Consider the following 21,792-nt stretch of genomic DNA (forward strand, 5'->3'; position numbering starts at 1 on the left):
TCACGGCAGGGACGCGCAGCCCAGAAATTTCGGAAAACAATTGCTTTCGCAACTCGGCTCGCCTAAAAATTCGAAGAATTTGGAAAGCCGCCATGATCGAAAAGCAAAAGACGCCACGCTCGCGCGGCCGTCCCCAGGTCCGGCCGGACGACGAGACGCGCCAGGTGATCGTCCTCGCCGCCGAACGGCAGTTCTGCGACCTCGGCTACGAGGCGGCGAACATCAATATCATCGCTCAGAATGCCGGCGTTTCCACCAAGACTCTCTATCGGCTGTTTCCGACCAAGGCCGATCTGTTCGAGCGCGTCATCTCCCTCAGGATCGCCGAGTTCGTGCTGGAAGCCGACGAAGAGAACCTGGAAGATCTGGGCGTGAGGGGTGGCCTGGTGCACCTGCTTGCCGCCTACGGACATCTCGTGCTCTCGCGCGACACGATCGCGATCATCCGCCTGGTGCTCGCCGAGGCGGAGCGCTTTCCGGAAGTTGCCGCCACCTTCTGGGAACAGGCGATCCAGCGAACGAGTGCCACCTTGGAGCGATGGCTGAGGACACAGGTGGCCGAGGGCCGGCTCGCGGTCGCAGACCCGCGTCTGGCCGCGGGCATGCTGCGCGGCATGATGGCGATGGAGCCGCAACGCGCCGTCATGATGGGGTGCCTTGGCACGATCGACGAGGCGACGATCACGGCACGGGCCGAAAGCTGCGCCGAAATCTTCCTGACGGGCGCCTTGCCGAGATAAGCCCTTCGCTCCACGGCAAACTTTGCCGATGTCATCCAGCTGTCATCAAGCTGTAACGTGGGGCCGTATAACTCTCCGCGCGGAAGCCCTTCCGCCGGACGCATGAGGCGTCGCGACCAGCCTTCGGCATGGCCTCTCCCCTGCACGTCCGGTGATTGTTATGCGTTTGTCCGCGAAGCTTCCTCTCGCTGCGGCGGCTCTGGCCGCCTTTTCCATTGCCGCAACCAGCCTTGCCAGCCTGACGGTCAGCGGCAATCTCTCGTCACGCGCGGCGATCGAGAAGCTGGAGGCGCTTGCCGATGCCCGCCGCAACGAGCTTCGCCATTACCTTACAACCGTGGAAAACGACCTGCGCAATCTGCAGGCGCAGAAGTCCGTCGCCAAGGCGCTCAGCGATCTGAATGGTGCGGCTGCCAAGTTCGGCGACAAGACCGAAAACGAACTGCAGCGCCGCTATCTGGCGGAAAACCCCAACGCCGAAGACAAGCGCGCGCTCTACGGTTCCGCAGGCATCGACGACTACGATACGCTGCACGCGCGCTATCACCCGTTCTTCCGGCGCTTCGCGGAAGCCCACGGCTATCGCGACGTGCTGCTCGCCAATCTCAGCGGCGACGTCGTCTACGCCCTCAACAAGAAGGGCGATTTTGGCGTCAACCTCAAGAACGCTGCCTGGAAGGACACCGGCCTTGGCCGCGTTTTCCGGGAGACGGCCGAGGGAACCGACAAGAGCAAGCTCGCCTTTGCATCCTACGGGGCCTATGCGCCGCTTGGCGGCAGCCCCGCCGCGTTCATCGCCATCCCCCTGGAATCGATCGACGGCAAGATCGGCACGCTGATCCTTGAAATGCCGGACGGGCGCATTGGCGAAATCGTCGGCAACCGCACCGGCCTTGGCGAAACCGGCGAGACGATCCTGCTCGACACCAGCGGGTTTTTCCTTGCCGACAGCGCCGCCACAGCCGAAAACGATATGCTGAAGGCCCGGATCGCGACCGACCAGCCAGAGGAAGACGGTGTCATCATCAGCAGCAGGCTTACGGATTTCCGTGGCGAGGAGGCGCAGATGGCGGCGACCAGCCTTGATGCATTCGGCACGCGCTGGACCATGGCCGCGGTCATGACCTCGCGGGAGGCCTTTGCTGCTGTTACCGCCTTGCGCAATTGGACGCTCGTGACGGCACTCGCCGTCCTTGCGGCCGCGCTGGCGATCTCGGTCTGGTATTCGCGCCGACTGACGCGCCCGATCACCGGTCTCGTCCACGACATGAGCCGGCTCGCCGATGGCGACACGACGATCGATGGTGTCGGAGGCACCCGCAGGGACGAGATCGGCGACATGGCCCGCTCCGTCCTCGTTTTTCGCGACGTCCTTCGTGACCGCGCCCGTCTCGAAACCGAGGCCGCGGAAACGCGAACCATGATCGAAGCGGAACGGCACGGCCGCGAGACAGCGCAGGCGGAGGTGTCCCGCCAGATCAACGATGCCGTCGAAATGCTGGCTTCGGGGCTCGAACGCTTGTCCCATGGCGATCTGACGGTCCGCATCGACCGCCCCTTCGGCGCCGGTTTCGATCGCCTGCGCTCGGATTTCAACCTGTCGCTGGAGAGCCTCGCGATCACGCTTGGCGACGTGAAGGCGAGAAGTGCCGAGATCGACGGCGAAACCGGTGAGATGCGCGACGCCATCGGCCAACTCGCCAAGCGCACCGAACATCAGGCGGCGACGCTGGAAGAGGCAACCTCGGCGCTCGGCGCAATCACCGCCACCATCGGTCGCACCGCCGAGCATGCCACATCGGCAACCGCGATCGCCGCCGCCGCCAAGGCGAGTTCCGACCGTTCTGGTCAGGTGGTGATGAATGCCGTTGGGGCCATGGCCCAGATCGAAAAGGGATCTGTCGCCATTTCGCAGATCATCGGCACGATCAACGACATCGCCTTCCAGACCAACCTCCTGGCGCTGAACGCGGGGGTCGAGGCGGCGCGCGCCGGCGAAGCGGGCAAGGGATTTGCGGTCGTTGCCCATGAGGTTCGCGAACTGGCGCAGAAATCGGCGCAGGCCGCCCGGGAGATCAAGGCGATCATCACGACGTCGGCCGAGGAAGTGGCGAAGGGCGTTTCTCTGGTTCGGGCCGCTGGCGACGCGCTCGACGAGATCTCCGGTCAGATCCACGCGATCAACGAGCAGACGCTGCAGATCGCCGGCGACGCGCGCGACCAGGCGATCGACCTGCAGCACATCAACCAGACCATGTTGTCGCTGGACGCTGTGACCCAAAAGAACAATGCGATGGTCGAGGACAGCACGGCCATGACCCACAGGCTTTCAAGCCAGGCGTCGGGCCTGTTCGATCTCGTCGAGCGCTTCCACACGGCATCCGACGGAGGTCGATCGGAGACGCACGCCCTGGAGCCGGTCCACCTTCGCCGCACGGCCTGACCTCCGCCACTCAGGTGGCCGCCATCCATATGCGTACATGCCACCCGCTTTGGCGCGGCGGCCATGGTCTTGACGCTTCCCCGAGCGCATTTTACGCCCATAACGAGAGTGCTCATCGAGCGCGGGGAAATCATGCGGATAGCCAGTCTTGCGATGTATGTCAGCCCTCCGCCGCTCGCGGCGGCAACGGCAACGCTCTGGGCGTTCCTGCGCGACGACCTGCGGCGCGAGGGCCTGACGGATGTGCCCGACCGCTTGGACGCTGCCCTCTCTCATACCGACGCCTGGCTTCATCCGACGCTGCTGCTCGCGCAGACCTGCGGTTATCCCTACGTCCGGCACCTACTCGGCAAGGTTCGCCTTGTCGCCACACCGGTCTACGGGCATCCGGGCTGCGACGGCGCCGACATGTGCAGCTTCATCATCGTGCGAGCAGACGGCCCGACCCGTTCCCTCGAAGATCTGCGGGGGACACGGGCTGCCATCAACGATCCCGCCAGCAATTCCGGAACAAACCTGTTGCGCGCGGCGATCGCGCCCCTCAGCCGCAATGGCCAGTTCTTCTCCTTTATCGCCGAAACCGGCAGCCATCTGGCAAGCATAGATGCGGTTGCATCGGGCACTGCGGACGTAGCCGCCATCGACTGCGTGACCTATGGCAACACGCAACGGTTTGATCCGGGACGGGTGGCCGGGCTACGGGTCTTGACCACCACCGCAAGAACGCCGGGTCTACCTCTCATCACCCGCGGCGATGCCTCGGCCGACGAGCTTTTGCTGCTGCGCCGCTCACTGGGACGGGGGATCAAGGAGCCCACTTTGGCCGAGGCCCGCGATGTGCTTTCCCTAAAAGACTTCGCGGTTCTGTCCGATGCGGATTACGAGCCCGTGGCCGAGCTGGCGCGGTTCGCACACCGCCTTGGTTACCCCGAGATTGCTTGAACACGCGCAAGCTGTCGGAGCCAGTTTCGTCAGCGTACCTGTGCCAGCGCCACCGCGTCGGCGCCGGCCGGGAAATGCAGTTGGGCGGACACATCGTTTGCCGCCTGCCAGACAGCCTCCGCGACATCGGCCTCGGTCGTCACCAGGGGCGGTTTTGCAAATTGGGCGAAGATTGGCGCTGCGAAATCGGCATAGGCCTCGGGGATCAGGTCCTCGACGCGTACCGCGGTGTTGTGGGCGAAGCGCGTGGTCGGCGCATACCCCGGTTCGACCAGCTTGACGCGGATATCGAAGGCCGCAAGCTCATGGGCAAGCGAACCGGTAAAGCCGGTGATCGCGGTCTTGCTTGCGGTATAGGCGGCGGCCAGCGGCATGGAAGCAAGCGTTACGCTCGAGGTGACGTTGACGACGACGCCGGACCGGCGGGCGCGGAACTGGGGGATCACCGCCTGGGTCATCGCCATTGTGCCGAAGGTGTTGGTGTCGAAGATCTTGCGGATATGAGACATCGGCGTCGCCTCGAAGGCACCCACCACGCCGACGCCGGCATTGTTGACAAGCGCATCGATCGGGCCGCTTTCCGCAATGGCGGCTGAGATGCTGTCGGGGTCGCTGACATCGAGTGCCAGCAGGCGAAGCCGCTGCGCCGGCCGCAGGATGTCGTGTCGGGGAGAGCGCATCGTCGCAATGACGTTCCAGCCTTCGGCATGGAAACGGCGCGCAGTCTCCAGTCCGTAGCCGGAAGAGCAGCCAGTGATCAGTACGGTCTTCATAACGTTTTCCTTCGTGGTTGGGATGAAACCGGAATACCGCGGGGATTTCGGATGATCTACGACTTGAAGTCCGAATTACGTTTGCTATCGTCCTGACATGACAGATCCCCTCTCGCAACTCATTCAGCTTCTCCACCCACGTACCGTGTTCACCAAGGGCATCAGCGGCGCCGGCCGCTGGGCGGTTCGCTACTCGGAATTCGGTCATCCGAGTTTTTGTACCGTCATCGAGGGATCGTGCCGGCTGGCAGTCGACGGCGAGGCGCCGGTGACGCTGCAGGCAGGCGATTTCGTCTTGTTGCCGCGCACGCCCGGCTTCACCATGTCGGGCTTTGACGCGGTGCAGCCGACTTTCATCGATCCCAAGGCGGTGCCTTCACTGGTCGGCGAAGTTCGTCATGGCAGGCAGGACGGCGAACCGGACGTGCGCCTGCTCGGCGGCTATTTCGTTCTTGACTCGCCCGACGCCGGACTGCTGGTTTCGCTGCTGCCGGCATTGATGCATCTGCGCGGGATAGACCGGCTTTCGACACTCGTACGCCTTGTGGGCGAAGAAGCACGCGACGAACGTCCCGGCCGCGATCTGGTTCTGGCGCGACTTGTGGAAGTGATGCTCGTCGAGGCGCTGCGATCCATCGAAGGGGAGAGCGCTGCACCCGGCCTCTTTCGCGGGCTGGGAGATGCGCGGCTGGCGACGGCCATTCGCCAGCTCCATGCTGATCCGGCCCGTGCCTGGACCGTGGCGGAACTGGCGCACGAGGCCGCACTGTCCCGATCCGTCTTCTTCGAGCGCTTCACCCGCGCCGTCGGGCTGCCACCGATGGAGTATCTGCTCGTCTGGCGCATGGCGATCGCCAAGGACCTGCTGCGGCAACGCGAACTGGACCTTGCAGCTGTCGCTGAACGGGTCGGCTACAGCTCGGCAAGTACCTTCAGCACCGCCTTCAGCCGCCATGTCGGGCAACCGCCAGGGCGCTACGCGCGCTTGGCCGTGGCCGCCCAATAACGCCGGCACGGCTTTTCGTGAGAATTATCTCAAATACAGAAGTCAGTCACATTTCCACCCTGCTCTCGGGCCTATAGACGGGCCTTGGGGCCCGTAAACGGCCCCTGGGCCAACAGAGAACCGCACCTCATGCTCCGACGCCTGTACGATTGGACAATGTCGCTCGCGACACGGGAGACCGCCATTGTCTGGCTTGGCATCATTGCCTTCGTCGAAAGCTCGATCTTCCCGGTTCCGGCCGATCTTCTCCTGATCCCGATGGCGCTGGCGCGCCCGGAGCGGGCCTGGCGTTATGCTCTCGTGGCAACTGTCTGCTCGGTTCTCGGCGGCATCGCCGGCTGGTATCTCGGCCATTACGCCTTCGACACGCTCGCCAAACCGCTGCTCGAGTTCTACGGCAAGCTCGACACGTTCGAGCACCTGAAGGCCTCGGTCGACAGCGAGATGCTGGCGTTGCTGCTCGTCACCTCGGGCCTGGCGCATCTGCCGCCGATCAAGGTCGTGACCATCCTTTCAGGCGCCGCCAACATCAATCTCGGCCTGTTCATCGTCTCGGCGATCATTGCCCGCGGCGCGCGATTCTTCCTGCTCGCCTGGCTGCTGCGCCGTTTCGGCGAAGAGATCCGGGATTTCCTCGAGAGGCGTCTTGGCGCGCTGGCGGGCGCGGCGGCGACAGTCCTGATCTGCCTCTTCGCCGCACACCGCTTTCTGTCCTGACGGACCGCGGCCGGAATTACCTGCGCGGCAGTGAGAGCGGCGCAAGTGTCCCCATTGCGCGACCCTTCGTGTCGTTCTCGGCCGCCTTGCGGCAAGCGTAGTCCTGCGCTTCCTGGAGCTTTGCGAGCGCGCCGTCATAATCGATCAAGGTCGGGCGGCCATCACTGACGACGCAAGCGCCGTCCACATGGACACGCTCGATCGCCCGCTCGGCCGCGCAATGCAGGAGATTGCGCAAGGGGTCGTAGACCGGCTGCATGGCGTGGTGCCTGAGATCGACCACCAGGAAATCCGCCCTCGCGCCGACGGCGATCCGGCCGATGTCGTCGCGGCCGAGCGCCCGGGCACCGGCAGTCGTTGCCGCCTCGAGGATGTCGCCGGTCGAAACGTCGAAGACGGACTTGCCCGAGAGCCGCGCGCAGATCATCGCCTGGCGCATTTCTTCAAGCATGTTGAACGGGTAGCTGTCGGTTCCGAGCGCGACGTTGACGCCGGCGCGGCGATAGCGGCCGACCGATTCCAGCGCCATGCCGCTGCGCGAGAAGGTGACTGGGCAATGGGCGACCGTCGTCTGGCGATCGGCAAGCAGGCGCAAATCGATCTCCGTGCGCTGCCGCGTCCAGGAATGGCTGTCGACGAAGATGCAATGGCCGAGGATCAGGTCCCTGCCGAGCAGACCCAGCTTCTCGAGATACTGCACGGCCGTCAGCCCATGCCGGCGCAAAAGCTCCTCGTGCTCGGTCATGGTCTGGGCGGCGTGGATGGTGATCGGCATGCCGCGCTCACGCGCCGCCGCCACCGCATCCTGCAGCAGTTCCGGCGAGCAGGTTTCGATCTGCGACGGTGCGACGACGCCGCCAAGGCGCCCCGAGGGGTGTGCATTCGCCGTATCGACGACCTCAAGCGCTCGCGCAAAGGCTTCGCGCCCCCGCGCCTTGTCCCAGCGGAAGTCGAGACGATGGCTGTCTTCGACGTGCCATTGTGCTTCGCGGAAACCCGGCGCGACGAAGGCGCGTGCGCCGCTTTTGGCAAGCGTCGCCAGCCAGCTCGCATGCGGGCCGGCAATATCGAGCAGCGTGGTGACACCACTGCGCATCAGGTCGCCGACCATGACAGTCAGCGACGCCTCGATCGCGTCGTCGTCGATTTCCAGAAGGTTGGAGTATTCGTAGAGCGCGTTGCCCCAAAGCGCTGCCGTCCCCATGTCCTCGAAGATGCCCTTGGAGATCGGCTCCTCGCCGGAATGGCAATGCACGTTGACGAAGCCCGGCATGATCATCCGGTCGCGGCCGGAACTCTCGCTGGCATAAGGACCGTCATAATGGCCGCCGACATGCACGAAACCCGCGTCGTCATAGGCGACGTCGGCGTCGTTGAGATAGACATGGCCATTAAGCTCGCGGTCGAAGGCGACGAGCGTATGCGCTTTGCGGATGACGTGGATCTCTTTAGTCATGCGTGGTCCTGAAATATTGCTCGAGGAAACGGCTGTAAGCCCCCATAAGGGCGCTGAAAACGAAGTATACGACAGCGGCGAAGACATAACCCTCCAGCACTGCGATACCCTGCCATTGCGGGTCGCGCATGGCGGTGCGGACGGTATCGAGGAAGTCGAGCAGGCCGACGATCGTCACCAGCGTCGTATCCTGGAAGAAGCCGATGAACAGACTGACCAAGGGCGGTATGACCTTCTTCAGCGCCTGCGGCAGCACGATCTTGCGCATGATCTGCCAGTAATGCAGACCGAGCGAATGGCCGGCCTCGACCTGCCCCTTGGGAACCGCCTGCAGGCCGCCGCGCACGATCTCGGCGATATAGGCCGCGGCAAACAGGATGATCGCCACCTGCGCCCGAACGAGCTTGTCGATGGTGATGCCATTGGGCATGAACAGGGGCAGCATGACGGTCGCCATGAACAGAATGCTGATCAGCGGCACCCCGCGCACGATCTCGATGAAACCGACGCCGAGAACGCGGATTGCCGGAAGGTTCGACGCACGGGCGAGCGCCAGCGCAATGCCAAGTGGGAGCGCGCAGGCAAGCCCGATGAAGGAGAGCATGAAGGAGAGCGGCAGCCCGCCCCATTGCGTCGTGGGCACGACCGTCAGGCCGAAATAGCCACCCGCCATCAGCACATAGAGCACCGGCAGGACGACGGCCACCCAGGCGACCAGCAGCCCCCGCCCCCAGACCTTCGGCACCATCGAGACGAGGCAGGCGCCGAGAAACAGAAGCATCGCCGTCAGCGGGCGCCATTGCTCTTCAAAGGGATAAAAGCCGAAAAAGATGTAGCGCATCTTCGCCGACAGGAACGGCCAGCAGGCGCCGCTCGTCGCCTTGCATTCCGCCGGCGTGCCGACAAAGGTGGCGTCGACGAAGAGCCAGCCGATTGCGAGCTTGGCGAGCGCAAAGACCGTGCCGAGGCAAAGGATGGTGATCAGCGCATTGCCGGGCGTGCCGAAATAGGCGCTGAGCCAGCGGCTGCGCGATGCCGGTGGAGCTTCGCGGCTTGGCGCAAGCGTCGCATTGCTCACGAGGGTGTCGACCTGTGTCATGGCTCAGCGCTCCCTCAGCGCGACCCGCGCATTGTACCAGTTCATCACCAGCGAGATCAGGATCGACAGGCCGAGATAGACTCCCATGAAAATGGCAATGGCTTCAATCGCCTGGCCCGTCTGGTTCATAATCGTGTTTGAGACCATCACCAGATCCGGATAGCCGATGGCGATCGCGAGCGAGCTGTTCTTGAACACGGTCAGATAGGTGTTGGTGAGCGGCGGAATGATGATACGCAGCGCCTGCGGCAGGATCACAAGCTTCAGCGTGCGCGCCCGCGACAGGCCGAGTGCCGTCGCTGCCTCCCACTGCCCTTTGCTCACCGCCTGGATGCCGGCGCGAACGATTTCAGCGACATTGGCCGACACGCTGAGCGTGAGGCCGAGCAGAAGCGCCACGAATTCGGGGCGCAGGTGGTAGCCGCCGCTCAGGCGGAAGCGGCCGAGTTCCGGCACATCCCAAGCGACCGAGATGTTTGCGAAGAGCAGGGTTGCTACGAGCGGCAACAGAAACGCGGTCGCTGCGAACAGAGCAATCGGCCGCTCCATGCCGGTGACGATGCGGCGGCGGCCGAGAACGCGCACGGTGACGAAGGCGGCGGCAACGCCGACGACCAAGGCGGCGGCCAGCGCGGCGAAACCGCTCTGCCAGTGCAGAGCCGGCGTTACCAGACCGCTGTTCGACAGAAACACGCCGGGCAGCATCTCGATCGCCTGCTTGACCGGCGGAAAGACGGAAATGATCAGCGAGTACCAGAGCAGCAGGTAAAGCAGCAGCGGCACGTTGCGCAGCGCTTCCACATAGGCAAGCATCAGCCGCGACAACACCGGATTGTGCGACAGCCGCCCGATGCCGACCAATAGCCCAAGAACGGTGCCAAACAGGGCGGCGAGCAGCGAAACCTTGACGGTGTTGGCGATGCCGACGAGGATCGCGCGGCCGATCGTATCGGTCGGCTCATAGGTGATGGCGGATTCGGTAATGACGAATCCGGCCTGGCGGGCCAGGAAGCCGAAACCGGTCGCAATATCCTGCTTGGCAAGATTGGCGCTTGCGGTGCTGAACATCACCCAGGCGACGAGCAGCACGACGCCGACGGCGATCACTTGATAAAGATAGGCGCGAATGCGCGCATCATAAAACAGGGGCATCGGCACCCGTCCCTTGGAGCACAATGATCTCGGGCCGGCACGACCCAAGATCATAACCTGATCGATTTCCATCGTTTATAATACGGGCGGCATGCCGCGCGAACTCTCCACAGGCCGCTTAGGGAGCACCATGTGGAGACGTGGACCCGCGCGAAACGCGCGGGCCCGTCAATTCTCAACGGAACGGCGGTGCGTAGAGCAGTCCGCCTTCGCTCCAGCGCGTGTTCGGACCACGCGTCAGGCCGAGTGCGGTCTTGGTGCCGAGGTTACGCTCGAAGACTTCGCCGTAGTTCCCGACGCCCTTGATGATGTTGTAGCCCCACTTGTTGTCGAGGTTCAGCATCTTGCCGAGTTCTTCGCTGACGCCGAGCATGCGCTGGATCTCCGGATCCTCGCTCTTGGTCATCTCGTCGACATTGGCTTGGGTGATCCCACGCTCTTCGGCCGCCATCAGCATCCAGGCAGACCAGGAGACGATGTCACGCCAGTTGGAATCGTTCTGGCGAACGGCGGGCGCCAGCGGTTCCTTGGAGATGGTTTCCGGCAGGACGACGTAATCATCCGGGTTGTTGGCAACGGCGCGGATCGAGGCAAGGTCCGAACGGTCGGACGAGATCGCCTCGCAACGGCCGGAGAAGAAGGCGTTGCGGTTTTCGTCCGGGCTTTCGAAGACAACCAGTTCGAACTTGCCGCCGATCGAGCGGAAGAAGTCGCTGAGGTTCTGGGCGGTCGTGGTGCCCGGCAGCGTGCAGATCGCCGCGTCGGTGAGTTCCTTGGCACTGCTGACGCCGAGCGACTTCGGCACCATCAGACCCTGGCCGTCGTAGAAGACGGTCGGACCGAAATCGAGCCCGAGCGAGGTTTCGCGCGAGAAGGTCATGGTCGTCTGGCGCGACAGCATGTCGATCTCGCCGGACTGAAGCGCCTGGAAGCGCGTATTGATGTTGGTGAGGACGAAGTCGACCTTTTCCGGGTCGCCGAATACGGCTGCCGCCACGGCGCGGCAGACGTCGACGTCGAAGCCCTCCATGTGCCCCTTGGCATCGGCCGTCGCAAAGCCCGGCGTGCTCATCGAGACGCCGCAGATCAGCTTGCCGCGCGCCTTTACGGTTTCGAGCGTCGTCGCAGCGTTGGCAGTGGTCGCGGCCACCAGGCCGACGGCGATGCCGGCAACTGTCGCACAGAGCTGCAGAATCCTGCTGTTCATGAATTCCCTCCCATTGGCTGTTCCCTTTCAGGCCTTCTCAGGTCGCACGGCCCTCTCCGCACGCCTCCTCCCGAACCGGCCGGCGCCGCATTGTTTGTCGGCGCCTGCAATTGCATACGGCAAGAGAATACAAATATCAACATTATTGTATACAATATTGACGACCATTTCGACGGGCGTTATCGAAGACGAGGGACATGTTCGGCCGGTCTCCGATCGGCCCGTTGGGGGAGGCAACCTTGTCTGAGAAATCTAGCCGCAGCGAAGTGGTCTACAAGCTCTTGCGCCAGGCGATCCTGGAGCAGGCCCTAAGGCCCGGAACAAAGCTTTCCGAAGACACGATCGCCGACCATTTCAAGGTCAGCCGCACCAGCGTCCGGGCGGCCCTGGTCCGGCTCAACGCGGAAGGCATCGTCGATTTGCGCGCCAACAAGGGCGCCTGCGTGGCCGAGCCGACATTGGAGGAAGCCCGTGACATCTTCGCGCTGAGGCGCATGCTCGAAGCCGAGGTGATCCGGCGGCTCGTCGCCGATCTCGACGCTGCCGGCGTCAAGCGGCTGCAGCAGCATGTGAAGCAGGAGGAGACTGCACTTTCCGACCATGGACCGCTTTCGATCCGATTGGCCGGCGAATTCCACATCCTGCTTGCCGAACTCACAGGTTCGCAGGCGCTGACGCGGTTCGTCCGCGAGATCGTCTCGCGCTGTTCCCTGATCCTTGCCCGGTTCGCGCGGCTGCATTCGCCGGAATGCGCCGTCGACGAGCATGTCCAGATCATCCGTGCCCTGCAATCGCGCGACACCGCCACGGCGGAGCGGATCATGCTTGAACACCTCGACGCGGTCGAGCTTCGCGCCGAACTCGACACCGACAAGACCGAGCCGGACATCTCCGCGATCCTGCAGCGCTACGCCCGCAAGGGCTGACGCTGCACCCGCCGTTTCCGGCGCAAGCGGTCGCGGATACGACTTTCTTTCGCCGATCTGCGGCACCATCTGTCGCGTGGCAACACACCAGGCGCGGCATCTGCCTCCAATATCTGCAACGTTACCGGTTACGCCGGGTGGGTCTTGCAAGGGAGGGAGTAAGGCATGCCGATTGAACTGGAATTCATGAGCAAGCAGGTTGCCGCGGGCCGGCTGTCGCGACGGGAGTTTCTCGGACGCGCCGCAGCACTGGGGATAACCGCCGCCTCGGCGAACCTGCTGCTCGGCCAGGCGGCCCGCGCCGCAGGGCCAGTCAAGGGTGGAACACTCAAGGCGGGCCTCGTCGGCGGGGAATCGACAAACAGCCTGGACCCGGCAACGTGGGCAAGCCAGGTTCCCTATACGCTCGGGCGCTGCTGGGGTGAACAGCTTGTCGAAGTCTCGCCGACCGGCGAGATCGAGTACCGGCTTGCGGAAGCCTACGAGGCGACGCCGGACGCCAAGACCTGGCGCTTCAAGATCCGCAAGGACGTGACCTTCCACAACGGCAAGGAACTGACCCCGGCCGACGTGGTGGCGACGCTGGAGCGGCATGGCGACGCGGACTCCAAGTCTGCGGCCCTGCCCTTCGTTCAGGACTTCGAGACGATCAAGGTCGATGGCGACAGCGTCGTCATCACGTTGCGCGCGCCCAATGCCGACCTGCCCTACATCGTCAGCGATTACCACCTGATGATCCAGCCGAACGGCGGCAAGGACGACCCGACGGCGGGCATCGGCACCGGTCCCTACAAGGTCGTTTCCAACGAACCGGGCGTCAAACACATCGCGGAGCGGCACGAAGGCTATTGGGGCTCGGCCGAGCGCGGCCATGCCGATCAGATCGAAATCGCTGTCATCAACGATTCGACCGCGCGCACCGCGGCTCTCCAGAGCGGCCAGATCCACATGATCAACCGCATCGAGCCCAAGGTCGTCGCCCTGATCAGCCGCCTTCCGGGCGTCGTCATCCGCAACGTTCCCGGCAAGGGCCACTATGTCTTCATCGCCCATTGCAACACGGCGCCCTTCGACAACAACGACCTGCGCCTGGCACTGAAATATGCCGTCGATCGCGAGGAGATGGTGTCGAAGGTCCTCGCCGGCTACGGCACGGTCGGCAACGACACGCCGATGATCAAGGGCTATCCGCTGTTCGACAACGACATCGAGCAGCGCGTCTTCGATCCGGAGAAGGCAAAATTCTACTACAAGAAATCCGGCCACAGCGGCTCGGTGCTGCTTCGGACCTCCGATGTCGCCTTCCCCGGCGCCGTCGATGCGGCGCAGCTGTTCCAAATGAGCGCCGCCAAGTGCGGGATCACCATCGACCTGAAGCGCGAACCGGGCGACGGCTACTGGTCGGACGTCTGGAACAAGCAGCCCTTCAGCATGTCCTATTGGACCGGACGGCCGACGCAGGACCAGGTCTATTCGATCGCCTATCTCTCCAAGGCCGAGTGGAACGACACCCGCTTCTTCCGCGAGGACTTCGACAAGCTGATATTCGCGGCGCGCGCTGAACTCGACAACGCCAAGCGCAAGGCGCTCTACCGTCAGGCGACGGTGATCCTGCGCGACGAAGGCGGCGTCATCGTGCCGATGTTCAACAACTACATCGACGCGACCAACGACAAGGTCGGCGGCTGGATCGACGATCCGAACGGCGAACTGATGGGCGGGCACGCACTGACGAAATGCTGGCTCAACGCCTAAGCTGGCGACGCAATGACGGGAGGTCGGCAAGCGGCCTCCCGGCCTCAACGACGGTATTTCAAGCGGTCGGGCGCAACGATACCGTGCCGTCAGTTGCGCGCTCCACCGCGATGTCGTGGTAGCGGGCGAGCGTCATGTGCGGCGTGCCTTCGGCGGCCGCATGCGCGCCGGTGACGACGACGACATCGGCCCCGGCGGCGAGCCCGGCCAGGATTCCGGCCGGCGCATCTTCGAACACCAGGCAGTCTTCCGCACGCACGCCCAGCCGCTCGGCCGCCATCCGGTAGCCCTGCGGATCGGGCTTGCCGATGGAAACATCCTCGCCGGTGATCATCAGTTGCGGCGTCGGAATGCCGGCGGCGGCGAGACGGCGCACGGCGAGGTCCAGCGGCGCGGACGTCACGATCGCCCACCGTTCCGGCGGCAGCGAATTCAGGAAGTCGACCGCGCCGGGGATCTCGACAATGCCTTCGACGTCGGCGATTTCCGCAAGAGCCAGGTCATAGGCTTCCCTCTCCGGGTCGATGTTCGGCAGCTCGAGATTACGGATCGTATCGACGGCGCGCACGCCATGCACGGTCTTGGTAAATTCGACCGGGTCGAGACCGTTGCGCTCCGCCCAGGCGCCCCAGACGCGCTCGACCACGGCCATGGAGTTCAGCAACGTGCCATCCATATCGAACAGCAGGGCAGCAAAATTCTTCGTGAAAACGGATGAAGGCGCGGCGTCCAAGGCAATCCCCTGAGATGATGAGACGGGCGGCAAAGGCTTCGCCCAGCGGAGAAGCCACACCTACTACCGCAGAGCCGCCCGCACAATGCCATTTACACCACCGATGCTACCACTCACTCGACGCGCCAGGCAGCCTTGCTCGCCGTCAGGAAATCGATCGGCCCGCCCGGCTGATCGTCGTCGAAGATGGCGCAGGAGAGGATACCGCTGAACACCGCGCCGGAATCGACATTGGTGCGGTTTCCGACCGTTCGCGGGTTGGCCGTACTGGGCGTGTGGCCATGACAAAGATGCCGGCCCCAGTATTCGCCAGAATAGTCTTCGGGCGGCCGGATCCAGAGAAAGACCCCGTCGTCCTGCTGTTCCAGCGGCCGCGTGTCGTCGACGCCGGCATGCACGAAGATGCGAAAGCGCTCGACCAGGATCGTGGGCAGTTCCTTGATCCATTTCAGGTGCCGCCCGGGAACCGTGCCGTCGTAGGAGATCAGCGTCTCGCGGCCGCCGTTGACCAGCCACCAGTCGACGTCGCTTTCGCCGCTGCTTGCGCCCCAGAGCATTTCCTCGTGATTGCCCTTGAGGGTCTGCCAGGTCCAGCCGGGCTTGGTCGGGCCGGCCATGATCAGCTCGATGACAGCGCGGCTGTCCGGCCCCCGGTCGATGAGGTCGCCGAGAAAGATCACCCGCCCCGTCGGCGCATAGTCTTCGATTTCATCCAGCAGCGCGCGCAGCTGATCGAGGCAGCCGTGAATATCGCCGACGGCGAACGTCAGATGCCGGACGGCCATGCATTCACTCTCCAAATTCCGATGGCGGGCGATGGCCGTGTCGAGGCCGAAAACATCGCCAGATCAAGGCGCTATAACATGCCTTTTGCCGAAAGGATGCAAGATGCATCGGCCGCGACGCGGACGCGTGCGACAATTGGGAATGCGGATCGTGAGGGCGGAAACCTCGGGCGAGATAACCGGGAGGTGGCAGCTACGCCAATGACGTCCTGATCTCAGCGTCGGGAATTACCCTTGGCGATGGTCGAACTGGCGATCGACACCGGATCGCTTGCCGGGAAGGTATCCTCGAGCCCCTCGTCCAGTTGCTCCTCCATCGCATCGCGGTCATGCGCCTGGCGCGCGTTTGGCAAAGTTCCGCGGCGCATTCCTGCTTGGCCACTAGAACCCGCGACCGCCTCGTCGGCAGCAATGGCGGCCTGCAGAATTTCCTTGGCCTTCGCAATCGCGTTCAGCCGGTTGAGGGAGCCGGCCCCGTCCTGGGGACACATCACCGTCACCACCTCGTCGCCGTCGCCTATGAATTCCACCGTGAAACCTGAGCGACCGGCTCTTTCGGCAGTGACCTGCAGGCCGACGATACGCATGGAACCTCTCCTTCCTTGAGTAGTCCCGAGGTTGCATTGGCGGTTTCGGCGGCGCCGGGACGGAATCGGGACATCTTTTCAAGGAAGCGCCGAGGCCGGTTTTTGTTCCGGCCACGGGCGAATTTTGAGGTTACGCTTGGTGCTAAAGGGCGCCCGGACCGCTTAAGGAGCGCACGGGGCTTGGCGGCAAGTCGTTGGCCGTATCCGCCGCCTGGAACGTCGACCCGACGCCCGGCTTCTTGGTGCAGCTCGCAAAGGCATCGAGGCCCTGTTTGTAGACCTTGGTCTCGACATTCATCATGCCGAGCACGGTATGAAACAGGTTGTCGTGGGATTTCGGCTGCGCCGTATCCTTGGCGAGGCACGCCGTGTCGACACCCATTGCCGCCTGGTAAGGCTTCGAGAACCAGGCGACGAACGGTACCTGCGTCTGTTCGCGCGGTGCGATGGAATAGGGCGCCCCGTGCAGATAGATGCCGTTCTCGCCGAGCGACTCGCCGTGATCGGACATGTAGATCATCGCGCCCGCGATCTGGTCCTGATGCTTTTCCAGCAACCGGGCGACACTCGCCACCACATGGTCGGTGTAGAGGATCGTGTTGTCATAGGCGTTGGTGATTTCTTCAACCGAGCATTTCATCAGTTCGGGCGTGCGGCAATCGGGCGTGAAGCGCCGGAACTTCTCAGGGTAGCGCAGATAGTAGGACGGTCCGTGGCTGCCGAGCTGATGGAGAACGATCACACTGTTCTTCTTCGTCGCCGAAAGCTTCTTGTCGAGTTCGCCGAGGAAGATCTCGTCCAGGCACTCGCCGTTCTTGCAGAGCGGGCTGTTCTTCTGGTCGGTCATGCTGGCGAAATTGATGAGGTCGGCGATGCCCTTGCTGCCGGTGTTGTTGTCCCACCAGGTGGTCGAAACGCCGGCGCGCGTCAGCACGTTCATGAGGTTTTCCGTCGAGCGCGCCTTCCAGTCGCTGTACTCGTCGCGCGGGTAGACGGAGAACATGCAGGGCAGCGACGTTGCCGTCGCCGTGCCGCAGCTCGTGGTGTCGGTGTAGTTGACGACGCCAAGCGCTTTCAGTTCCGGATTGGTCTCGCGGCCATAACCGTTCAGCGAGAAGTTCATAGCGCGCGCCGTTTCGCCGGCCACGACGACGACGACCACCGGCTTGCCGGCCGCGGCAATCCGCGCACCCTGGCGTGCGTCTGTGCCGAGCGGCTGCACGACGATGTTGCGTTCCTTGTAGGTCGAGGATGCGTAGCGGACCGCCGCCGAGACCGGCCCCGTCGGATTGAACCGCTTCATCAGATCCTTGTGTTCGCGGATCACGTAGGCGACGTTTGCAAAGTTCGCGTAGACCAGCCCACCGCTGACGAGCAGGCAGGGGATGATCACTGCCAGGTTGATCGCGGCATTGGACAGGAAGGGCCGGTAGCGCAACTTGAACCAGATCACCACCAGCGACGGGAGCACCCCGTAAAGCAGCAAGTGCGTCGCCAGACTGCCGGTCAAGATATGGCTGGCTTCGGCCTGCGTCGTTACCGCCGCGTTGCCGATCATGTCCTTGTCGATGATGACGCCGAAGGTGTCGATGAAGTAGGAGGCGGCCGCCGACACCATGATCAGGAAGATCATCACCGGCTTCATCACATATTTTACGGAGGCGAGTGTGAGGCCTGCGAGGGTCAGCAAACACAGAGCGGCGCTGAAGGACAGAAGCGCCGTGACGGAATCGTCGAAATAGGCGACCGTGTGTGTCCAGAAGGAATTATTGGTGGCAAGCAGCAGATAGGCGCTGACGAGAGCGCTCAGCGAAATACTGCCGATTTCGGGGCGGCGAATACCTGAAAATCTCAAACTGCACTCTCCTGCGGCGACTGCAAGAGCGTCTGGGAGGGACGTTGCAGTCACGGCCATTCAATCGAGATGGAGACCGCGTGGCGGCCACCTGCTAGGTTGCAGCCTCCCCCTCAGCTGTTGAGATACGACGGACAAGCTGTCCAAACCCCGTCAAGATTGCTCTTTGTCCCGCGTATGCGCGCGCTGGTAGGTATCGCGCAGGCAGTTGGCAGCCCCGGCGAAAGTCCATATGGTCGGTAGTGGCCCCTGTAATATCGAGACGAATCAATGCGCCTGCTCTTGGTCGAAGACAGTCCGCGACTGGTTGAACTGGTCGGTGAAACCATGCGGGATGCGGGCTGGCGCCTCGATGCGGTTTCAAGCGTGGCCGATGCCGAAACGGCAATCGCGGCGCGCGAGCACGACCTGGTGCTTCTCGACCTCGGGCTGCCCGATGGCGACGGGCTGTCGCTGCTTCGCCGTGTCCGCCAGGAATATCCCGGATTGCCGGTGCTGATCATCACGGCCAAGGGCTCCGTCGACGAGCGCATTGCCGGGCTCGACGCCGGGGCCGACGACTATCTCGTCAAGCCGTTCCACCACCGGGAACTGCTGTCGCGCTGCCGCGCCATGCTCCGGCGCAACCCACAGGCCGTACAGCCGGTGCTCGAAGCCGGAGCTTTGCGCTACGACCCGGCGACCGCCAATCTCACCTGCGACGGCACGGTGGTGCCGCTACCGCCGCGCGAGCGGTCACTGATCGAGATCCTGATGCGCGAGGTCGGCCGTGTCGTGCCGAAGCGAAAGCTCGAAACGGCCCTTTCTGAATATGGCCAGGAAGTCACGCCTAATGCCCTGGAACTGGCGGTTTCAAGGGTGCGCAAGCGTCTGCAGCCGCTCGAAACCGGCGTGCAGATCGAGACGGTCCGGGGCATCGGCTATCTCCTCAGGCAAGCCCCATGAGGAGCCGAAACCCTTCGCTGATCGGTATCGTCTCCCGGCGCATCGTTGCCTTTTCGCTGCTGGCCATGGCGATCCAGATCGGCGTCGTCTTCGCCGACTACTGGTTCGACGACGACAAACTGAGCGTGCTCATGCTGCAGCAGGAAACCGAAAAGCTGATCGAGTATGTCCATGTGCGCGACGGCGTGGCGCATTACGAGCCAGATCGCGACGCACGCGAACGCTATCTCGACCGATCGGACGATAACGGCGCAATTTTCCTACGCATCCGCACGGCGTCCGGAGAGATGATCCATTCGAACTGCACGGCCGAATGTGCCCAGCACTTCCTGCCGCTCAATGTCGACGCGCCGCAATTCTGGAAACGCCTGATCGCACCGGGCAAACCCTTCAGCGTTGCCGGCGGCCAGACCTTCGAACGGGGCGGCCTGGTCGTCCTTGTCGAGCTCGCGATCCTCAACGACCCGAACGGTTTCATGTACGGCGCCCTGCTGCACGAGATGTTCGATTCGATGATCGTGCCGATGACGCTGATGTTCTGCCTGGTGGTCGGCGCGACCATCTGGTCGGTCCGCAGCGCCCTGCGGCCGGTCGCCATGGCCGCCCAGGCCGCCGATGCCCTCGACCCTCGCGACGGCAATGCGCGCCTGCCGCTGACACGAATGCCACAGGAGATCGCCCCTCTCGTCACCGCCGTCAACCGGATGCTGGCCCGCGTTGCCGATCTCATCCAGTCGCAGAAGCTGTTCTCGTCGTCGATCGCCCACGAAATCCGCACCCCGGTGTCGATCGCCAAGATGGAGCTGAGCCGCATCGACGACCCGCGAGCGCGCAACGCGGAGCGCGATCTCGACGCGCTTACCCATATCCTGGAGCAATTGACCTCGCTCGCGCGCGCCGACGCCGTCGATCCTTCCGCCTACCAGCGCACCAGCCTTTCTCAGATCGGCGCCGCAGTTGCGGAGGCGATCGCACCTTTTGTCTTCGACCACGACAAGTCCCTCGAGTTCGTAGACGAAGGCACGCCGACGGTCACCGCCATCCCGGCGTTGGTCGAAAACATGCTGCGCAACCTCATCGAGAATGCCGTCAAGCATAACCCACCGGGAACCCGGATCGTCCTGACCTGTGGCCCCGGCCCGGTCGTCTCCGTCGAGGATGACGGCAAGGGGATGATCGACCTGCCGGAACACAACGAAGACCTCGGCTTTGTGAAGAGCTCCGGCCAGCTCGGCCTCGGCCTGAAGATCGTTAGGCGCATCAGCGAGTTGCACCAGGCAACCGTCGCTGTCGACACCACGCCCGGCCGCGGCACTCGGTTCTCGATCGATTTTTCCGCCGCCGTGTCGGGCTGACGCGCCCGCGTGTGCAGCGCACATTTTTTAGGCGCGATGCATATATTTCAATCCAGCGCCGGTTTTTGGATGCGGATTTCATGCCCAACGCCGTGCCATGTGCTATTGGGCTGCCCAAGTTTGCACCTCCCCTCCCGAGAGGCTCCATGTCGAAGGCCCGCGCCTACATCAAGCGTTTCGTTCCCTCGCTCGTTCCGATCAGCCATCTGGAGCGCCTGCGTGCGTCTTTGGGCGCGCTTCTTGGCATCCTGCTTACCGGCTTGATCAGCACCTATGCGCTGGGCGCCGGCGCCAGCCTGCCGCTGTTGATCGCACCGATGGGCGCCTCGGCCGTGCTTCTCTTTGCCGCCCCGGCAAGCCCGCTCGCCCAGCCCTGGTCGATCGTCGGCGGCAATACCGTCTCCTCGCTGATCGGCGTGACCGCGGCGTTGCTGATCCCGGATCCGGTCATTGCTGCCGCAGTCGCCGTCGGCCTTGCCATCGCCATCATGCTGCTGCTCGGCTGCCTTCATCCGCCGAGCGGGGCGGTGGCGCTGACCGCAGTACTCGGGGGGCCCACGATCCATGAGGCCGGCTACTGGTTCGTCCTCTCGCCGGTCGCCATCAATTCGGTCGTCATTCTCCTGATCGCCTTGGCGTTCAACAACGTGACCGGCCGACGCTACCCGCACCTCGCGCAGGCGCCGACGCTGCATGGAACAAGCGACCCCGCGCCGATGCACAGGCTCGGCATCGTTCCCGAAGACCTGCAGGCCGTCCTCGCCCAATATGGCGAAGTGGTCGACGTCAGCCCGGAAGAGCTCGACGCGCTGATCCATCAGGCGCAGATCCGCGCCTTCAACCGCCGCTCCGGCGAAATCACCTGCGCCGAGATCATGTCGCGCGACGTCGCCACGGCCACGCCGGAGACAACCCTGCGCCAGGCCTGGCAGACCCTGATCAAGCATCACATCAAGGCGCTGCCGGTCGTGACCGAAAAGGACGGACTGGTCGGCATCGTCACGCAAACCGATTTCATGAAGCACGCGATGGTCACGCCGCAGGGCGGCATCCGCCAGCGGCTCGGAAACGTCATCGGTTTCGGCCCGAAAACGCCGCGGCTCGTGTCCGACATCATGACCCGCAAGGTGCAATCGGCCTTGCCGGAAACCATGATCGCCAAACTCGTGCCGCCGATGTCCGACATGGGGCTGCACCATATGCCGGTGGTCGATCCGGACAACCGGCTGCTCGGCGTCGTGACCCAATCGGACCTCATCGCCGCCCTCTTCCAACGCCGCCTCGAACGGGGCGAAGAGCGCGACGTCGCTTAAGCA

At 63.7% G+C, this 21,792-nt stretch carries 19 protein-coding genes; 10 read left to right on the top strand and 9 right to left on the bottom strand.

Annotation, left to right across the window (positions count from 1 at the left end):
• Positions 1-92 precede the first annotated feature (92 nt).
• From JVX98_RS01230 to JVX98_RS01240, 3 genes are all read left to right on the top strand, one after another.
• Complete coding sequence (locus JVX98_RS01230) at positions 93-740, top strand: TetR/AcrR family transcriptional regulator (RefSeq protein WP_205236595.1); 648 nt, start codon at positions 93-95, stop codon at positions 738-740.
• 160 nt (positions 741-900) lie between these two features.
• Positions 901-3,183, top strand: a complete 2,283-nt coding sequence (locus JVX98_RS01235; RefSeq protein WP_205236596.1) for a methyl-accepting chemotaxis protein — start codon at positions 901-903, stop codon at positions 3,181-3,183.
• Positions 3,184-3,315: 132 nt separating this feature from the next.
• Positions 3,316-4,125: a phosphate/phosphite/phosphonate ABC transporter substrate-binding protein gene (locus JVX98_RS01240; protein ID WP_205236597.1), complete on the top strand. Its 810-nt coding sequence runs from the start codon at positions 3,316-3,318 to the stop codon at positions 4,123-4,125.
• Positions 4,126-4,154: 29 nt separating this feature from the next.
• Here the strand turns inward: JVX98_RS01240 and JVX98_RS01245 are convergent, their stop codons facing one another.
• Complete coding sequence (locus JVX98_RS01245) at positions 4,155-4,898, bottom strand: SDR family oxidoreductase (protein ID WP_205236598.1); 744 nt, start codon at positions 4,896-4,898, stop codon at positions 4,155-4,157.
• Positions 4,899-4,995: 97 nt separating this feature from the next.
• Between JVX98_RS01245 and JVX98_RS01250 the strand changes: the two genes are divergently transcribed.
• Positions 4,996-5,904 carry an AraC family transcriptional regulator gene (locus JVX98_RS01250; RefSeq protein ID WP_205236599.1) on the top strand — a complete coding sequence of 303 codons (909 nt, stop codon included), beginning with the start codon at positions 4,996-4,998 and terminating at the stop codon, positions 5,902-5,904.
• Positions 5,905-6,033: 129 nt separating this feature from the next.
• Positions 6,034-6,621 carry a YqaA family protein gene (locus tag JVX98_RS01255; RefSeq protein WP_192449761.1) on the top strand — a complete coding sequence of 196 codons (588 nt, stop codon included), beginning with the start codon at positions 6,034-6,036 and terminating at the stop codon, positions 6,619-6,621.
• 16 nt (positions 6,622-6,637) lie between these two features.
• On the opposite strand, the gene JVX98_RS01260 is transcribed toward JVX98_RS01255, so the two are convergent.
• The 4 genes from JVX98_RS01260 to JVX98_RS01275 all read right to left on the bottom strand — a co-directional run bounded on the left by JVX98_RS01260 (position 6,638) and on the right by JVX98_RS01275 (position 11,535).
• Entirely contained in the window at positions 6,638-8,077 is a 1,440-nt protein-coding gene (locus JVX98_RS01260; RefSeq protein WP_205236600.1) for an amidohydrolase family protein, read from the bottom strand.
• Positions 8,070-9,176: an amino acid ABC transporter permease gene (locus tag JVX98_RS01265; protein WP_205236601.1), complete on the bottom strand. Its 1,107-nt coding sequence runs from the start codon at positions 9,174-9,176 to the stop codon at positions 8,070-8,072. The genes JVX98_RS01260 and JVX98_RS01265 overlap by 8 nt, the downstream gene beginning before the upstream one ends.
• A 3-nt stretch (positions 9,177-9,179) precedes the next feature.
• Positions 9,180-10,328, bottom strand: a complete 1,149-nt coding sequence (locus JVX98_RS01270; RefSeq protein ID WP_205236602.1) for an amino acid ABC transporter permease — start codon at positions 10,326-10,328, stop codon at positions 9,180-9,182.
• Between the two features lie 175 nt (positions 10,329-10,503).
• Entirely contained in the window at positions 10,504-11,535 is a 1,032-nt protein-coding gene (locus JVX98_RS01275; protein WP_192449757.1) for an amino acid ABC transporter substrate-binding protein, read from the bottom strand.
• Positions 11,536-11,774: 239 nt separating this feature from the next.
• Here JVX98_RS01275 and JVX98_RS01280 point away from each other — a divergent pair, with 239 nt between their 5' ends.
• Positions 11,775-12,461 (top strand): GntR family transcriptional regulator, encoded by a 687-nt coding sequence (locus JVX98_RS01280; RefSeq protein WP_043613592.1) that lies wholly within the window; start codon positions 11,775-11,777, stop codon positions 12,459-12,461.
• 165 nt (positions 12,462-12,626) lie between these two features.
• On the top strand, positions 12,627-14,216 hold the full coding sequence (locus tag JVX98_RS01285; RefSeq protein WP_205236603.1) for an ABC transporter substrate-binding protein: 1,590 nt from the start codon (positions 12,627-12,629) through the stop codon (positions 14,214-14,216).
• A 58-nt stretch (positions 14,217-14,274) separates the two neighbouring features.
• On the opposite strand, the gene JVX98_RS01290 is transcribed toward JVX98_RS01285, so the two are convergent.
• The 4 genes from JVX98_RS01290 to JVX98_RS01305 all read right to left on the bottom strand — a co-directional run bounded on the left by JVX98_RS01290 (position 14,275) and on the right by JVX98_RS01305 (position 18,236).
• The gene (locus tag JVX98_RS01290) at positions 14,275-14,949 is read right to left on the bottom strand and encodes an HAD family hydrolase (RefSeq protein ID WP_205236604.1); all 675 of its coding nucleotides are present in this window, start codon (positions 14,947-14,949) and stop codon (positions 14,275-14,277) included.
• A 113-nt stretch (positions 14,950-15,062) separates the two neighbouring features.
• Positions 15,063-15,734 (bottom strand): metallophosphoesterase family protein, encoded by a 672-nt coding sequence (locus JVX98_RS01295; RefSeq protein ID WP_205236605.1) that lies wholly within the window; start codon positions 15,732-15,734, stop codon positions 15,063-15,065.
• A 215-nt stretch (positions 15,735-15,949) separates the two neighbouring features.
• Complete coding sequence (locus tag JVX98_RS01300; protein ID WP_192449752.1) at positions 15,950-16,321, bottom strand: hypothetical protein; 372 nt, start codon at positions 16,319-16,321, stop codon at positions 15,950-15,952.
• A 142-nt stretch (positions 16,322-16,463) separates the two neighbouring features.
• Positions 16,464-18,236: a phosphoethanolamine transferase gene (locus JVX98_RS01305; RefSeq protein WP_371826502.1), complete on the bottom strand. Its 1,773-nt coding sequence runs from the start codon at positions 18,234-18,236 to the stop codon at positions 16,464-16,466.
• A gap of 210 nt (positions 18,237-18,446) precedes the next feature.
• Here JVX98_RS01305 and JVX98_RS01310 point away from each other — a divergent pair, with 210 nt between their 5' ends.
• The 3 genes from JVX98_RS01310 (at position 18,447) to JVX98_RS01320 (ending at position 21,789) form a co-directional block, all read left to right on the top strand.
• A complete protein-coding gene (locus JVX98_RS01310) occupies positions 18,447-19,121 on the top strand; it encodes a response regulator transcription factor (RefSeq protein ID WP_192449750.1) in 675 nt (224 codons plus the stop codon).
• Positions 19,118-20,476 (top strand): HAMP domain-containing sensor histidine kinase, encoded by a 1,359-nt coding sequence (locus JVX98_RS01315; protein ID WP_205236606.1) that lies wholly within the window; start codon positions 19,118-19,120, stop codon positions 20,474-20,476. The genes JVX98_RS01310 and JVX98_RS01315 overlap by 4 nt, the downstream gene beginning before the upstream one ends.
• Positions 20,477-20,622: 146 nt before the next feature.
• On the top strand, positions 20,623-21,789 hold the full coding sequence (locus JVX98_RS01320) for an HPP family protein (RefSeq protein WP_205236607.1): 1,167 nt from the start codon (positions 20,623-20,625) through the stop codon (positions 21,787-21,789).
• Positions 21,790-21,792 lie beyond the last annotated feature (3 nt).

This window comes from Ensifer sp. PDNC004 (assembly GCF_016919405.1).
In the GTDB taxonomy this organism is placed as follows: Bacteria; Pseudomonadota; Alphaproteobacteria; order Rhizobiales; family Rhizobiaceae; genus Ensifer.

What these genes read in the sequence shown, in the direction of transcription:
- JVX98_RS01230 (WP_205236595.1), top strand. Translation starts at nt 93, where the DNA reads ATGATCGAAAAGCAAAAGACGCCACGCTCGCGCGGCCGTCCCCAGGTC.
- JVX98_RS01235 (WP_205236596.1), top strand. Translation starts at nt 901, where the DNA reads ATGCGTTTGTCCGCGAAGCTTCCTCTCGCTGCGGCGGCTCTGGCCGCC.
- JVX98_RS01240 (WP_205236597.1), top strand. Translation starts at nt 3,316, where the DNA reads ATGCGGATAGCCAGTCTTGCGATGTATGTCAGCCCTCCGCCGCTCGCG.
- JVX98_RS01245 (WP_205236598.1), bottom strand. Translation starts at nt 4,898, where the DNA reads ATGAAGACCGTACTGATCACTGGCTGCTCTTCCGGCTACGGACTGGAG.
- JVX98_RS01250 (WP_205236599.1), top strand. Translation starts at nt 4,996, where the DNA reads ATGACAGATCCCCTCTCGCAACTCATTCAGCTTCTCCACCCACGTACC.
- JVX98_RS01255 (WP_192449761.1), top strand. Translation starts at nt 6,034, where the DNA reads ATGCTCCGACGCCTGTACGATTGGACAATGTCGCTCGCGACACGGGAG.
- JVX98_RS01260 (WP_205236600.1), bottom strand. Translation starts at nt 8,077, where the DNA reads ATGACTAAAGAGATCCACGTCATCCGCAAAGCGCATACGCTCGTCGCC.
- JVX98_RS01265 (WP_205236601.1), bottom strand. Translation starts at nt 9,176, where the DNA reads ATGACACAGGTCGACACCCTCGTGAGCAATGCGACGCTTGCGCCAAGC.
- JVX98_RS01270 (WP_205236602.1), bottom strand. Translation starts at nt 10,328, where the DNA reads ATGCCCCTGTTTTATGATGCGCGCATTCGCGCCTATCTTTATCAAGTG.
- JVX98_RS01275 (WP_192449757.1), bottom strand. Translation starts at nt 11,535, where the DNA reads ATGAACAGCAGGATTCTGCAGCTCTGTGCGACAGTTGCCGGCATCGCC.
- JVX98_RS01285 (WP_205236603.1), top strand. Translation starts at nt 12,627, where the DNA reads ATGCCGATTGAACTGGAATTCATGAGCAAGCAGGTTGCCGCGGGCCGG.
- JVX98_RS01295 (WP_205236605.1), bottom strand. Translation starts at nt 15,734, where the DNA reads ATGGCCGTCCGGCATCTGACGTTCGCCGTCGGCGATATTCACGGCTGC.
- JVX98_RS01300 (WP_192449752.1), bottom strand. Translation starts at nt 16,321, where the DNA reads ATGCGTATCGTCGGCCTGCAGGTCACTGCCGAAAGAGCCGGTCGCTCA.
- JVX98_RS01305 (WP_371826502.1), bottom strand. Translation starts at nt 18,236, where the DNA reads ATGGCCGTGACTGCAACGTCCCTCCCAGACGCTCTTGCAGTCGCCGCA.
- JVX98_RS01310 (WP_192449750.1), top strand. Translation starts at nt 18,447, where the DNA reads ATGCGCCTGCTCTTGGTCGAAGACAGTCCGCGACTGGTTGAACTGGTC.
- JVX98_RS01315 (WP_205236606.1), top strand. Translation starts at nt 19,118, where the DNA reads ATGAGGAGCCGAAACCCTTCGCTGATCGGTATCGTCTCCCGGCGCATC.
- JVX98_RS01320 (WP_205236607.1), top strand. Translation starts at nt 20,623, where the DNA reads ATGTCGAAGGCCCGCGCCTACATCAAGCGTTTCGTTCCCTCGCTCGTT.